The sequence below is a fragment of the Thermoflexus sp. genome (genome assembly GCF_025055495.1).
Lineage (GTDB): Bacteria > Chloroflexota > Anaerolineae > Thermoflexales > Thermoflexaceae > Thermoflexus.
In genome coordinates, this window is record NZ_JANWXB010000035.1 from 1 (window position 1) to 14058 (window position 14058).

Consider the following 14058-nt stretch of genomic DNA (forward strand, 5'->3'; position numbering starts at 1 on the left):
AGGTCGAACAGCTGGGAACTGGAAGGGGTCGAATTCAAATTCCTCTGAGGCCCTTACACGTCCAGATTTCGCACTTCTTTCGCATGCGCTTGGATGAAGCGGCGGCGAGGCTCCACAGCTGCGCCCATCAGCATATCGAACACGCGATCCGCCTCCGCGGCGTCTTCGATGGTCACCTGGAGCAGGATCCGCCGCGCCGGATCCATGGTGGTTTCCCAAAGTTGCTCAGGGTTCATCTCCCCGAGCCCCTTGTAGCGCTGGGTCGCCACCTGCCGCTCATCGGCCGGATCGATCCCTCGCTTGCGCAGCCGGGCGAAGATCTCGTCCCGTTCAGCGTCCGAATAGGCGTAGAAGATCTCCCGGCTCTTCTTCACCTCGATCCGATACAGGGGCGGCTGGGCGATGTAGACATGGCCGTGCTCGATGAGCGGCGTCATATGTCGGAAGAAGAAGGTCAGCAGCAGTGTGCGGATGTGGTTCCCATCCACATCCGCATCGGCCAGGATGATGATCTTGCCATAGCGCAGCCGGGAGAGGTCGAACTGGTCCCCGATGCCGGTGCCGATGGCGGAGATCAGGGCTTTGATCTCCTCGTTGGCCAGCATCTTGTCCAGGCGGGCCCGTTCCGTGTTGAGGATTTTCCCCCGCAAAGGCAGGATCGCCTGGAAGTGACGGTCGCGGGCCTGTTTGGCGGAGCCGCCCGCCGAATCCCCTTCTACGATGAACAGCTCCGCCTTCGCCGGGTCGCGCTCGGAGCAATCGGCGAGCTTCCCGGGCAGGGTCAGGGACTCCAGCGCGCTCTTGCGGATCACCAGCTCCCGGGCCTGCCGGGCCGCCTCTCGGGCGCGGGCGGAGGTCAGGCATTTCTGGATAATGGCCTTGGCTTCCCGCGGGTTCTCCTCCAGCCAGCGGGCCAGGGCCTCGCCGACCACCGATTCCACCGCCCCCTTCACCTCCGCGTTGCCCAGCTTGCTCTTGGTCTGGCTCTCAAACTGGGGTTCGGGGAGCTTCACGCTGATGACCGCCGTGAGCCCCTCCCGCACATCCTCTCCCGTGAAGTTGGGGTCGCTGTCCTTGAGGAGCCCGGCCTTCCGCGCGTAGTCGTTCAACGTCCGGGTGAGCGCCGAACGGAACCCGGTGAGATGCGTCCCGCCGTCCACCGTGTTGACGTTGTTGGCGAAGGCCAGCACCGTCTCGTTGTAAGCATCGGTGTATTGCAGGGCGACCTCCACCAGGATATCCCCCACCGTCTTCTCCACATACCAGATGGGGTGGAGCGGCTGACGGTTGCGGTTGAGATAGCGGACGAAAGACTGGATCCCGCCCTCGAAATAGAACGTGAGCTCGCGGTCCTCCCGCTCATCCACCAGGGTGATGGTGAGCCCCCGGGTCAGGAAGGCCATCTCCCGGAAGCGCTGGGCCAGGGCCTCGAATTTATAGTCGATCCCCCCGCGGAAGATCTCCGCATCCGGCTTGAAATGAATGATGGTTCCATGGTCAGCGGGTGGGAAGCGAGGATGCGCATACCAGCGAGCAGGATCCGCCTTCCCGATCCGCTCCACCGGCGTCACCGGACGGCCCCGCTCATAACGCTGACGGTAGCGATAGCCATCCCGCTGGACGATGGCCTCCAGCCATTCGGAGAGAGCGTTCACCGCGCTCACGCCGACGCCGTGAAGACCGGTAGCCACCTTATAGCTCCCGCCGCCGAACTTTCCGCCGGCGTGCAACGTGGTCATCACCACCTCCAGGGCCGGCCGTCCGGTCTGGGGGTGGAGGTCCACCGGGATGCCCCGCCCGTTATCCGTCACCCGAACGCTCCCGTCGGCCAGGATCTCCACCAAGATATGGGTGCAGACCCCGGCCAGGGCCTCATCGACCGCGTTATCCACCACCTCATAGACCAGATGATGCAGGCCCCGGATGTCCGTCGAGCCGATATACATCCCTGGACGACGGCGGACCGCTTCCAGGCCCTCCAGGACCTGGATCTGGCTGGCATCATAGGCCGTGACCGCCTCCGCTGCTCCGTTGGAGCCCGCCGTTCGAGCGCTCTTTCGGGTCTCATTCGCCATACATCCTCCCCGTCGCACAAGGCCTGAAAGGCTCGCATCCTCGGGCCGATCCGAGAAATCCGGCCTGGGTATGCAAGCACTTTTCCCATTTTAACTCAAATTGAGATAAGGGAAAACCTCTGCTGCCCTGCCCATCCTGGATCCGCCATTCAAGGGAAACTGGGCCAGGGTCCCTGGCCCCTACCCCGTTCCCCCCATTTTCTCCCCCATCCCTGCCACTGGAGAGGCCATGGGGAGGGGGGAATAGGCAACGCGGGCCACTCCAAGCCGGAACGGGTCCCCGCGCTGGCCCCGAGGTGCCCCTGCCTGGCTTCCTCCCATCCCCAATCGGATCCAGGGAGCTCCTCCTTAGATGCTTGACTTTTCAAAACAGGCATTTAAAATATTGAAACGAAATATTTAAATTTTGTGGAGAGGGGAATGGCCGCCTGGATTGGAGTATGTCCGGTGTGCGGGGAAGGACTGGAAGCCGTGGCCCTGCAATGCCCGGCATGTGAGACACGGATCGAGGGCCGGTTCCAGCTGGGCCGGCTGGCCCGGCTTTCCGCCGAACAGCTGGCCTTTGTCGAACTCTTCCTGCGGTGCGAGGGGAAGTTCACCCGATTAGAGAGCCTGACCGGCCTCTCCTACCCTACGTTGCGCAAACGGCTCCAGGAGATCCTGCGGGCGATGGGTTATGAGGCCGAGGCGGAAGCTCCCCCCGGCCCGGAGGAACGCCTCCGGATCCTGGAAGCGCTGGCGGAGGGCCAGATCTCATATGAGGAGGCGCTCCGCCGGCTGCGCGGGATGGGATCTTCGGAGGGGTGACCATGGTGCGCGTTGCAGGCCTGGAAGCGGTGAGCGGATTGCGCCCCGCCGATGTGCGGTGGGATCTCCGAGGGATCGCCGATTTGCTGGAAGAGGCCTTCGCCAGCGATCTGGACGAGGTTGGCCAGCGGATCATCCGGGAGATGCGATTCTGGTCCCGCCTGGGATGGTTGCTGAAAGGGCTGGAATGGTTCCTTCCGCCCGGGGAGACCTTCGCGCCGGGCTATGTGTGGGTGGAGGGCCGTCGCGTGGTGGGCTATACCATGGTCCGCCGCTTCCGGCCGGGCTCGGAGGGTTGGCTCATCGCCAACGTGGCGGTGGCCCCTGGCTTTCGGGGAAGGGGGATCGGCCGGGCGCTGGTTTCCGCCTGCCTGGAATACGCCCGAGCCCATGGAGCCCGATGGGCCGCGCTTCAGGTTCGGGCGGACAACACCCCGGCCCTCCGGTTGTATCGATCGCTGGGTTTTGTGGAGATCGGGCGCATTCAGATCTGGCATCGGGAAGCCTGGCGCGGGCCGTTCCTGCCTTCCCTTTCGCCGACCATCCCCGGCTACCGGGTGCGGCCCGCCCGACCTGGGGAGGCGCCCACCCTTGCCGCCTGGATCACCGCGGCGGAGAACCCGGCGATGCGATTGTTTGAACCCCTGGGCTTGCTTCCGATGGCGCTGGCGCCATGGCCTTTCGGCCGGCGCTGGAAAACCCTCTGGGTCCTCGAAACGGAGGGGGGGGAGATCGTAGCGCTGACGGTCTGGATCCGACGGGAAGGTTTGCTGACCTTGCGGGCCTTTCTGGCCGGCTCCGGGACCCCTCTACACGCCCGATGGTTGGTGGAGACCGCCCTAATGGAGATCCCCCCAGGGCTTCCCGTGATGGCCATGACTGGAGAGGAGCCGCCGCTCTCCGCGGCGCTGCTCTCCCTCGGCTTCCGGCCCGTTCGCACCCTGATTGGAATGCGCCACGATTTGAAGGCTGGATCATCAGAGGCCGCTTCGGGTAGCCTTCAGGGGCGATGATCCCTTCTCCCTCTCCCTATGGCTCTCCGGGCCGTGGGGAGAGGGAGAAAGAAGGTTTTCAGGAGGGGACCGAGGGCCTTTGGCTCCCCAGTCCTGCTCCCCCTCCAATCAAAGGCAAGCAAAGCCCTACCGGATTGAGGGATTTCAGGGGCAGGTAGAGCGCCAGAGGTGGCCCGCCCGCTCCCCAATCCGGAACCCTTCAGGAGGCCGTAATGCCACGGGATGAAGAGCGTTTACGGATTCTGAAGATGATCGAAGCGGGTCAGATCACGGCGGAACAGGGCCTGGAGCTATTGAAGGCGCTCCAGGAAGCCGAGGCGGCTCCGGAGGCCCCCACGCCCGCCGCGCGCTGGCTGCGCATCCGAGTCACAGATGTCGCCTCTGGACGCCAGCGGGTTCACGTGAGCATTCCCCTGAGCTTGGCCGATCTGGGTCTCCGGATCGGCGGGCGCTTTATCTCCGGGATTCCAGGGGGGGATCTTCAGGAGCTGCTGGAGCACCTGCGAAAAGGGGTGACCGGAAAGCTGGTGGAGGTGGTCGACGAGGAAGAGGGGGAGCGCGTGGAGATCACGGTGGAATAAATTCACCCCAGCTGCTGCTTGGCCCATCTTTGATCTGGGGGGTTCGAGGGATGGGCTGGGAGCTTTCGGCTCCCAGCCCATCCCCCTGAAAGATGACTTCTCCCCCCTTCCCCCATGGCCCTTTGGGCTGTGGGGGGCCTGAAGGCCTCCGGCCCCGCCCCAACCCCCAAACCATCCGGAGGGATGCGGTTGGGGCCTGCCGGACGAGGCAGGACGGCCTCATCCCTCTTGCTTCCCCCTCCCCACGCCTTTTGGACCGTGGGGAGGGAGATAAAAGATTCCAGGGGAAAGCGAGCGGCGTCACTCCTGAACGCCATGAGGCACGAACTGGGGGAACAAAACGCCCAACGGACAACCGGGCAGAGAACATGGAGATGGAGCCACCCCAGAAGCCAGCGACACATCCACCATCCCGGGTTGCAGGCGCCTTCTGGGCGCTCTGGGCCGGGCATGCGATTTCCCTGTTCGGCAGCATGCTGGTTCAGTTCGCCCTGGTCTGGTGGATCGCCCAGACGACGGACTCCGCCATGGCGCTGTCGATCGCGACCCTGCTGGCGCTGCTGCCTGGGGTCCTGCTGGGCCCCGCTATCGGGGCCCTGGTCGATCGATGGGATCGCCGGGCGATTATGCTGGCCTCCGATGGGGGGATGGCGAGCCTGACCCTGGGCCTGGCCCTTCTGGCGGCCATCGGAACCTTGGACCTGGGCCCGGTTTACGCGGTGATGTTCCTGCGTTCCCTCCTGGAGACCTTCCACTGGTCCGCCCTTCAGGCCTCCATCCCACTGATGATCCCGGAGCGCCATCTGGCCCGGATCGCTGGGCTCAACCAGGCCCTCAGCGGCGCGCTGAACATGATCGCCCCGCCAGCGGGGGCCATTCTGCTTCATCTCTTGCCGCTCCCCGGGGTGCTGATGGTCGATGTCCTTACCGCCCTCCTGGCCATGCTGACACTGCTCTTCATCACGATCCCCCGGCCCTCCCAGGCGGCGATCCGCCCGGCGTGGTGGAAAGAGATGCTGGACGGCCTGGACTACGCGCGACGCTGGTCTGGCGCCCTTGTGCTGATGGGCATGGGCGCTCTCATCAATTTCGCGGTCACCCCTGCCTTTGCCCTGCTCCCCCTGATGGTGACCCGTCACTTCCGGGGCGGCGCGCTGGAGCTGGCCTGGCTGGAATCGGCCTGGGGGATCGGGATCATCAGCGGCGGTCTGGCCCTGGGAGCATGGGGAGGGTTCCGGCGTCGCATTTACACGACGCTGGCCGGGTTGATCGGGATGGGATGCGCATTGCTGACGATGGGGCTCCTGCCGCCCAACGCCTTCTTGATCGCGGTGGGGGCTATGTTCGTGGGAGGAGCGATGAATGTGATGACCAACGGGCCCATCTTCGCGATCCTTCAGGCGGTGGTTCCCCCGGAGCTCCAGGGCCGGGTCCTTCTGGTGATCGGGAGCGTGGTGGGGATCATCGCACCGCTGGGCATGGCCCTTGCCGGCCCGGTCGCCGATGCGGTGGGCGTCCAGGTCTGGTTCATCGCCGGCGGACTCACATGCGCGCTGACCGGGCTTATGGCCCTGGGGATCCCATCGGTGGTTCAGCTGGAGGAGCAGGCGCCCAGCCGGGTTCTGCAGTAACTCCAGTTGTTGTCTCTTCCTCCGGAGGGCTTTTTGGGGCTGGGAAGGCCGCTGGCTGGGCCTAATAGCGGGCAGGGTGTTTCGACGCTACGAAGCGGCGTGGCGGAGATCAGGCCCTCTCTAATGCTTTGAAACTGGGGGTTTGAGGAACTGAAGCCCGTCCGGAAGGCGATGGCCCCTCCCCCTTTTCCCCCCTCCCCACGGCCCCGAGGGCCGGGGGGGGGGGGGGTAAAAGATTGCTTTGGGGAGCGGAGCTGGGCGCCAAAGGCGCCCGGCTCCGCCCCCAAAGCCCCAGGGGAAGAGGAACTGCGTAACTTAAGGCGCGATGCTGGGGATCTGCCAGACCCATCGCCTCATCCCAAGATGGAGGAAAGCGCAATGGGGTTTTCATTCGGCGTTCAGCTTCTTCAGGCGCCTCTGCTGCTGGAGCTCTCTCAGCCCCTGCTGGCAGGCATGCCTGGGGCGGTTCCGGTGGATGCGGCCCGGCTGGCAGAACGGATCGCCGACAATGGGTTCACGCTGATCGAATTGAACACCGACCTCCAGATCTTTTTCCCCGAATCCTTCACGCTCCCCGTTCTCCGCCGCCTGCAAGAATTGAAGGAAGAACGCGGCCTGCGCTATACGGTCCACCTCCCCCTCTGGTCCCTGGAGCCCTCCAGCCCGGTCGAGGAGATCCGCCGAGCCTCGGTGGACACACTGGTGGACGCGGTGCTCCGGCTGGCCCCGCTGGAGCCGCAGGTCTATGTGCTCCACATCGCCGGGCCTCTGGCGGCGGAGTTTTTCACCTCTCCCGGGATCCCGGATATGGCCCGCGGGTTGCTCATGCGTCGATTTCAGCAACAGGCCGCGCGGAGCATCGAGGAGCTGCTGCGCCGCACCGGATTGCCCTCGCGGGCCCTGGCGGTGGAAACCATCCAGTTCCCGCTGGAGCTCACGCTGGAACTGGCAGACGCGATGGATCTCTCGATTTGTTTCGACACCGGTCACGTGATCTCCCGACAACCCGGACCCATCCCTTTTCAGGAGGCCCTGGAGCGTTGTCTTCCCCGCCTGGCGGAGGTGCATCTGCACGATGGCTACTATCGCCGACAACCGGATGGCTCCATCGTCTGGGCAGATCATCTTCCTCTCGGCCGTGGGGAAGTCCCGGTGGGGGAGCTTCTTCGAACCCTGGGAGCTCATGGGTTCGCCGGACCCATCATTCTCGAATTGATGCTTCCAGAGGTAAAGGAATCCCTGGCGTTTCTGGAGAAAGCGTAGAGGCACGGCTGGCCGTGCCCCCTTCGCTTCCAGTTAAGTCCCTGCCCGCGGAAGGGAGCAAAAGGATCCCACCCCCCCATCCCTTCTCCTCCTCCCCAAGGCCCAAAGCCTCTCCTGGCTAACGCATGCGGTGAATTCCATCCGCGGGGACACGGCGAGCCCTTGGGGAGGGAGCTGATGAAGCCTCTCTTTCTTCCTCCTCTCCACAGTCCCCAAGGCCGTGGGGAGAGGGAAGAAAAGTGTGTGGGGAGCTGGCGGCCCGCCAGCCCCCTAATCCCCAGGGAGAGATCCATCGTTCGCGCAATCGGAGCCCTCTCCAGGCGCTCACTCGGCCTCCCACCTGGGCTCAAAGGCGGCCGCCATCTCCCAGAACAGGGCGATCTGAAGGATCGTGGTCATATGCTCGTAGGTGTGTTGGAGCGTCTTGGTGACGATCCAGGCCAGCGTCCGGGTCCCCCATACGGTCCTGGGCACCGGCCGACTCCAGGCCTCCAGCGGGATAGAGCGGGCCAGCGCGAGCGTCTCGCGCCGGACTTCCGCCAGACGGTCCAGCCATGCTGCGGCAGAGACCTCGCGGGGCCAGCTCGAATCTTCATCGGGCACATCGCCAGGGCGAAGGGGGCCCTGGAGGCCCAGGGCATAACGCATCTGCGGGAGGGCGATATAGTGCTCATAGAACCAGAGGTGATGGAGGATCCGCCGGACTGACCAGTCGCCCAGGGCCGGCGGGGGACGTCGTCCCTCTCGCTCCGACGGAACCTGGGCCACCGCCCAGCGCAAATCGTCCAGGGTGGATTCCAGGCGCTGTAACAACTCCTGCACGGGCGGCCTTCCTTTCCGGAAATCGGAAACCATTTACGCCATGGGCCCTTAGGGCAGTCAACCCAACGGGAGCACCCTCTCCGGGTAAGGCCTTTTAAGAGATTTTGAGGGCTGAGGTTCCCAACTCCCCGAAGGAGAAATCTAGGCGTTTATGGATTCGCCAGCGCCTCGGCCATGACCTCCGCCACATCGCGGATCGGGAGCTGATCCGCCACCCCTTTCGACTGGGCGGCGGAGGTCAGCATGAGATGGCAGAAGGGGCAGGCCACCGCAATCCCCTGGGGGTTCACCCCCATGGCCTCCTCCAGGCGCTGGAGGTGAACCGGCCGGGCCTGAGGGGTGTCCATCCACACCTGGGCGCCGCCGGCTCCGCAACAGAACCCCCGCTCCCGGCTCCGGGCCATCTCCACCAGCTCCACCCCGCTCTCATGCAGCAGGCGCCGGGGCGCGTCGAAGATCCCGTTGTAGCGGCCCAGGTAGCAGGAATCATGGAACGTCCACCGCCGGCCGTCCCCCGGCTTCAGCCTCAGCCGTCCTTCCGCCACCAGACCTGCCAGGAACTCGGTGTGATGGGCCACCTCAAACCGGCCGCCGAACTGGGGATATTCGTTCCGGAACGTGTTGTAACAATGCGGGCACATGGTCAACAGGGTGCGGAACCGATAGGAGCGCAGCGTTTCCAGGATGGCCTCGGTGGCGGCGACATACATGGCCTCGTGGCCGGAGCGGCGGGCCCATTCCGCCGTGCACGTCTCCTCATCGCCCAGCACGGCGAAATCCACCCCGGCGGCCTGAAGCAGCCGGACGATAGCCCGGGCCGTGCGCTGGCCGTTGGGATCGAAGGCCCCTGCGCATCCCACCCAGAAGAGGACCTCCGCCTCTCCCTTCTCGGCCATGACCGGCACCTCCAGCCCCTTCGCCCACTCCAGCCGCGAGGTCCGCTGCCCCCACGGGTTGCCGGTCCGCTCCGTGTTCCGGAACGTGTTGGAGAGCGAGGCCGGAACGTCGCCTTCCATCAACGTAAGGTATCGGCGCATGCCGACGATGAGGTCCACATGCTCGATGAGCACCGGGCACTCTGAGACACAGGCGTAGCACGTGGTGCAGGCCCAGATGGCCTCTTTGGGCGTCACCGCTCCTGCCAGGGCCAGCCGATCCTCCTGGATCTGAACGGGAGCGAAGGGGTTCAAGGTAGGGGGCAACACGGCATGGAGGGTATCCCGCACATCCAGCACCACCTGCTTGGGGTTGAGGGGGGTTCCGGCCGCGTAAGCCGGGCAGGCCGCCTGGCACCGCCCACACTCCGTGCACGCTTCCCCATTGAGCAATTGGGTCCATGTCAGATCCCGCAACGTCCCGATCCCGAGCCGCTCCGCCGTCTCCAGATCGGGGATCGGGGTCAGCGCGCCGTTCGGGCGATCCAGCCGGGAGAAGAAGACGTTCAGGGTGGAGGAGACGATGTGGACCAGGAAGCCGACGGGGATGAAGAGATAGGTCAGCCCGGCCAGGGCAGCGTGGAACACCCAGGTGGCCTGATGGATCGCCCGCAGGGTCTCCGAGCGCAGGCCCAGGGCGTCCCAGAGCCCGGCCAGGCTCCACCCCATAAAAGAAGCGAGTCCCCACGGCGGCCGCTGGACAGCGATACGGAACGACTCCAGGGCCCATCCCGTGACGATGAGCACGGCCAGCCAGAGGAGGGCCAGATCGAACTTCCAACCGTAGCTCAATTTGGAGGGCTTCATGCCGTATCGCCGGAGGGCCAGGACGATCATCCCCATCAAAGCCAGCAACGTAAACAGGTCCAGGACGAACTCGTAGACGAGGTAGATCTCCCCGCGCAGGAATTTGAAGAAATCCGCATCGATGAACGCCAGGGTGGTGCCGATGAAAAAGATCACAAAGCCCCAAAACAGGGAAGCATGGGAGAGGCCGCCGACCGGATCCCGGATCACCCGGCGTTGCCCGAGCACATAGACGAGAAGACGTCGAAAGCGTTCGGGAAGACGATCAAAGCGAAACTCCGGCTTCCCCACGATCCACCAGATCCGGATCCGGCGGTAGAAGACCAGGAGGAAGATCGCCAGACAGATGGCATGGAAAACATAGACGGCGGGTTGAGCCCACGCGGGCATGTTCCACAGGTTGATCCGCTCCGGCATAGGAATTCCCTCCTTTTGGGGAATAGGCCGGGGGGCGATTCGATTCCCTTGAACTTTATCACGGGTTGGGCTCTGGACAAACCCCAAGAGAAGCAATTCCTCACCCCCGTGGGGCTTTGGGGGCGGAGCCGGACGGCTCTGCCTCCAGCACGTTCGGACCCCCTCCCCGCGGCCCTTTGGGTGTGGGGAAGGGAGATAAAGGGGGTGGGGTCATCCCGCCTCGCTCAGCCGGCTTCCAACTGCATAACGCTTCCCCTCAAAGGGGAAGGCTGCTCACATGATCGGTCAGATCCGTTCGGAGAATGTTCAGAGCCCCCAACCCCTTCTCCCTTAATTCTTTTCTTTCCCAGCATTTGCGCCCTTCACCCGATCGTGGTATGCTGATCAGGGAGTTACACATTGGGATCACGGGTGGAAACAGACCGGCGATGAGGCTCGCCGGGCGGGGAATTCCCCGCGAACCGCCATGTCGTCCCATGGCTGATAGCCTCTATCCCCAGCACGGGATAGAGGCTTTTTTGTTATGGAGGGAATGCTATGAGCTGGGGGCTGGCGAATCTCCAGCATGCGATGCGAGAGCCGGGTTGCCCGATCTGCCGCCTGCAGCGGGAGGCGGAAAAGCGATATCTCGACAACCTGCTCTGGGAGAACGTGAACGACCCGGCCACCCGGGAGCAGTGGGCGGCCGGCCTGGGGTTCTGCGCGCGCCACGCATGGCAGCTCCAGCGACTAGAAGCGCAACGCTATGGCGATGGACTGGGGAACGCCCTTCTCTATGAGGACCTCCTGCAACGGGTGATCCTCGCCCTGGAGGCGCTGGCTCAGGAAGCGGTGGGGGATCCCCCTCTCCTCCATCAGCGATTGGCCCGATCCTTCAAACGCAGCTTTCTCCCCCATGCGAACGCTTCCGACCCGCTCCCAGGGCTTCAGGGCCGCCAGCGATGTCGAGTATGCCGGCTGGGGGAAGACACCGCCCAGGCATATGGGGAGTGGCTCATCGAGGGCCTGGGGGAAGCAGATGTTCGCGCAAGTTACGAGGCCTCCGATGGGCTATGCCTGCCTCACCTGCGGATGGCCCTGGGCCGCGCAAGGGTTCGGGCGCCCGAGGTTTTCGGTTGGCTGGCCGGCGATGCGGCCCGACGCCTCCAGCGCCTGCTGGGCGACCTGCGGGAATACATCCGCAAGCATGACTGGAATTACCGCGATGAGACGATGCGCCCGGAGGAACGCCAGGCCTGGATCCGGTCGGTGGCCTTTTTCACCGGGGAGGTGGAAAACGATGACTCAGTGGACGATCGAAGTGGATGAAGAGACGGCGCAGCGATGGCGGGCGTTCTGGGAATCCCATGAGCTGGGGGAGCTCGAAGGCCTGCTTTACTTTCTGAGCCTGGGAGCTGCCTACGCGGAGGGGCAGGCGACCCTCGCCGGGGTCGCGGCAGGGACCCACCCAGCGGAAGAGGTGGAGCGCCTGATCCGGCGGCTGGTGGAGATCGAGGGGCGCTACGCGGTGATGAAGTTCCGCCTTTTCCAGGCTGAACAAGCCCTTCGACGCTGGGAGCTCAGCCATGGGGCTATCGAAACGATGAACGCCGGGCTCCAGGAGGTGGTCCGCCGTCTGCAGGAGGAGAACGCCCGGCTCCGGGAAGCCCTGCGCCATCTTCAGCAGAACACGCCCGCATCCAGGAGTCCGCTCGATGAATAGGGGAAGCTTCGCGGCGGACCTCAAAGCCCCCATAGGTGTCACGCGGTTGACTTCCTCGGGGGCTTTAAGGGTAGAGCGCTCCCCCTTGCACCAATGGATGCCCGATCCTTGATCCTTTTCCCAGGAGGCATCCTATGGAGTCGATCACTCGCTTTTGCCCGAACTGCTGGGCAGAACTGCCCGCCGAGGCCCGGGAGATCTGCCCAACCTGCGGAGCCCCTTTGAAAGAAGAAGGGGATTTTTTCGAGAAATTGTTGCGCGCGCTCTGGCACCCGGAGCGGACCCGGGCAACGTTGGCGGCGACCCTCCTGGGGCAACTGGGGGACCTCCGGGCCGTCCCCTCTCTGATCGAGGCGGCTCTTCACGCTCGGGACTTCGGCGTTCAGGAGGCCGCGGTCCGTAGCCTGGGGCAGCTCCAGGACCCTCGAGCGATCCCGGCCCTGGCGTTGCTCTTGCGAATGGAAGCTCCGCTCCCGGTTCGGTTAGCGGCTGTAGAGGCCCTCGGCGCCTTCCATGACCCGCGCGCCCGAGAGGCGCTCCGGGGGGCGCTGAACGATCCCTCCGAAGCGGTGCGAGCTGCAGCCCGTGCGGCCTGGCGAACGACCGCTCTGGAGGAGGCATCCCACCATGTCAAAGGCTGAGCCGATGGCCTCTCAGGCTTCCGATCACGCTGCCCTCCGGTTTGTTATCCTGTTGGGCGTTCTCAGCCTCTTCGCCGATATGACCTATGAGGGCGCGCGGAGCGTTGCCGGCTCCTATCTGGCCGTTCTGGGCGCCACCGGCGCCATCGTGGGGCTGATCGCCGGCGTCGGCGAGTTCGCCGGCTATGGGATCCGCCTGTTCTCCGGGATCCTAAGCGATCGCCCGGGGCGATCCTGGTGGATCATGGCGATGGGTTATGGGGTGAACCTTTTGGCTGTCCCCATGCTGGCTTTAGCCGGCCGCTGGGAGATCGCCGCCGCCCTGCTGGTGCTGGAGCGCATCGGCAAGGGAATCCGAACGCCCGTCCGGGATGCCATGCTCTCCCACGCTGCGGAGATCACCGGACGGGGCAAGGCCTTCGGGCTTCACGAGGCGCTCGATCAAATCGGCGCGATCCTGGGGCCGATCCTCATCGCACTGGTGCTCTGGCACCAGCATGCCTATCCGCTGGCTTTCGGAGCCCTGGCGCTGCCCGCCCTCATGGCCCTCAGCGTTCTGGGGGCCGCCCGCGTCGCTTATCCAGATCCAGGTCGATTCGGAGCCACCGCCGAGCCGGAGGCCTCCCCGGCGCTTCCCCGAGGATTCTGGCTCTACCTGGCGGGGGTCGCGCTGCTCGCCGCCGGGTTTGTAGATTTCGCCTTCATCGCCTTCCATCTGGAGCGGACAGGCCTGGTCGCCCGACCCTGGATCCCAATAGCCTACGCCATCGCGATGGGCACCGACGCCCTCGCGGCGCTTGCGCTGGGATGGGCTTGGGATCGGGTGGGGCCCCGCCTGTTGGGCGGCGGGGTTCTCTTCACCGCGCTGGCCGCTCCCATGATCTTCCTGGGCGGTCCGGTGGGGTTGATGATCGGACTGATCATGTGGGGGACCGGTATGGGGCTCCAGGAATCCATCATGCGAGCGCTTCTTGCCGCTCAGGTTCCTTCTCACCGTCGGGGGACTGCCTACGGGATCTTTCATACAATCTACGGATTCGCGTGGATGATGGGAAGCTTATTATTGGGGAAGCTTTACGATCACTCCGTCCCGATCATGGCCTGGTCCGCATTCGCTATGCAGATCGGCGCGTTGCTGGTGCTTTTATACTGGGCGGAAAGAGAGCGCATAACCCTTTCGGCTTCATAGCGGGTCTGTCCCAATCGGGAGTTGGGGCCGTTAGGCGGGCGGCTTCGTCGCCCGCCCCACGGCCCTCCCGCTTTTTCATCCCCTCGCCCCCGCGGTGGTGCGGCGCGGGAGAGGGGTAGAGTAGAGAGGAGAAATCTTTCGAGGGCGGTGGGGGGGGGCCCAGGCCCCCCCCCCC

General features: G+C 64.8%; 12 protein-coding genes and 1 riboswitch. Of the genes, 9 read left to right on the forward strand and 3 right to left on the reverse strand.

The genetic code is table 11. The features are described from left to right. Positions 1-53: 53 nt before the first annotated feature. Positions 54-2075, reverse strand: a complete 2022-nt coding sequence (gene gyrB, locus NZM16_RS01250; RefSeq protein ID WP_295450385.1) for a DNA topoisomerase (ATP-hydrolyzing) subunit B — start codon at positions 2073-2075, stop codon at positions 54-56. Positions 2076-2495: 420 nt separating this feature from the next. Between gyrB and NZM16_RS01255 the strand changes: the two genes are divergently transcribed. From NZM16_RS01255 to cbiR, 5 genes are all read left to right on the forward strand, one after another. Next, positions 2496-2882, forward strand: a complete 387-nt coding sequence (locus NZM16_RS01255; RefSeq protein WP_295450383.1) for a DUF2089 domain-containing protein — start codon at positions 2496-2498, stop codon at positions 2880-2882. Positions 2883-2884: 2 nt separating this feature from the next. After that, on the forward strand, positions 2885-3895 hold the full coding sequence (locus NZM16_RS01260; RefSeq protein WP_295450381.1) for a GNAT family N-acetyltransferase: 1011 nt from the start codon (positions 2885-2887) through the stop codon (positions 3893-3895). A 212-nt stretch (positions 3896-4107) separates the two neighbouring features. Next, the gene (locus tag NZM16_RS01265) at positions 4108-4476 is read left to right on the forward strand and encodes a hypothetical protein (RefSeq protein ID WP_295450378.1); all 369 of its coding nucleotides are present in this window, start codon (positions 4108-4110) and stop codon (positions 4474-4476) included. Positions 4477-4850: 374 nt separating this feature from the next. Next, the gene (locus NZM16_RS01270) at positions 4851-6107 is read left to right on the forward strand and encodes an MFS transporter (RefSeq protein WP_295477925.1); all 1257 of its coding nucleotides are present in this window, start codon (positions 4851-4853) and stop codon (positions 6105-6107) included. 378 nt (positions 6108-6485) lie between these two features. Beyond that, positions 6486-7370 (forward strand): cobamide remodeling phosphodiesterase CbiR, encoded by an 885-nt coding sequence (gene cbiR, locus NZM16_RS01275; RefSeq protein WP_295450374.1) that lies wholly within the window; start codon positions 6486-6488, stop codon positions 7368-7370. Between the two features lie 324 nt (positions 7371-7694). Here the strand turns inward: cbiR and NZM16_RS01280 are convergent, their stop codons facing one another. Next, positions 7695-8192, reverse strand: coding sequence for a DinB family protein (locus tag NZM16_RS01280; RefSeq protein WP_295450371.1), 498 nt, complete (start codon positions 8190-8192; stop codon positions 7695-7697). Between the two features lie 149 nt (positions 8193-8341). Next, the gene (locus NZM16_RS01285) at positions 8342-10351 is read right to left on the reverse strand and encodes a (Fe-S)-binding protein (protein WP_295450368.1); all 2010 of its coding nucleotides are present in this window, start codon (positions 10349-10351) and stop codon (positions 8342-8344) included. A gap of 415 nt (positions 10352-10766) precedes the next feature. After that, a riboswitch (Fluoride riboswitch) is annotated at positions 10767-10851 on the forward strand. 37 nt (positions 10852-10888) lie between these two features. Here NZM16_RS01285 and NZM16_RS01290 point away from each other — a divergent pair. The 4 genes from NZM16_RS01290 to NZM16_RS01305 all read left to right on the forward strand — a co-directional run bounded on the left by NZM16_RS01290 (position 10889) and on the right by NZM16_RS01305 (position 13883). Beyond that, a complete protein-coding gene (locus tag NZM16_RS01290) occupies positions 10889-11659 on the forward strand; it encodes a DUF6062 family protein (protein ID WP_295477928.1) in 771 nt (256 codons plus the stop codon). Continuing rightward, positions 11631-12053 carry a hypothetical protein gene (locus NZM16_RS01295; RefSeq protein WP_295450363.1) on the forward strand — a complete coding sequence of 141 codons (423 nt, stop codon included), beginning with the start codon at positions 11631-11633 and terminating at the stop codon, positions 12051-12053. Before NZM16_RS01290 ends, NZM16_RS01295 begins: the two co-directional genes overlap by 29 nt. A 134-nt stretch (positions 12054-12187) precedes the next feature. Next, positions 12188-12694: a HEAT repeat domain-containing protein gene (locus NZM16_RS01300; RefSeq protein ID WP_295477931.1), complete on the forward strand. Its 507-nt coding sequence runs from the start codon at positions 12188-12190 to the stop codon at positions 12692-12694. After that, on the forward strand, positions 12681-13883 hold the full coding sequence (locus NZM16_RS01305) for an MFS transporter (protein WP_295477934.1): 1203 nt from the start codon (positions 12681-12683) through the stop codon (positions 13881-13883). The genes NZM16_RS01300 and NZM16_RS01305 overlap by 14 nt, the downstream gene beginning before the upstream one ends. Positions 13884-14058 lie beyond the last annotated feature (175 nt).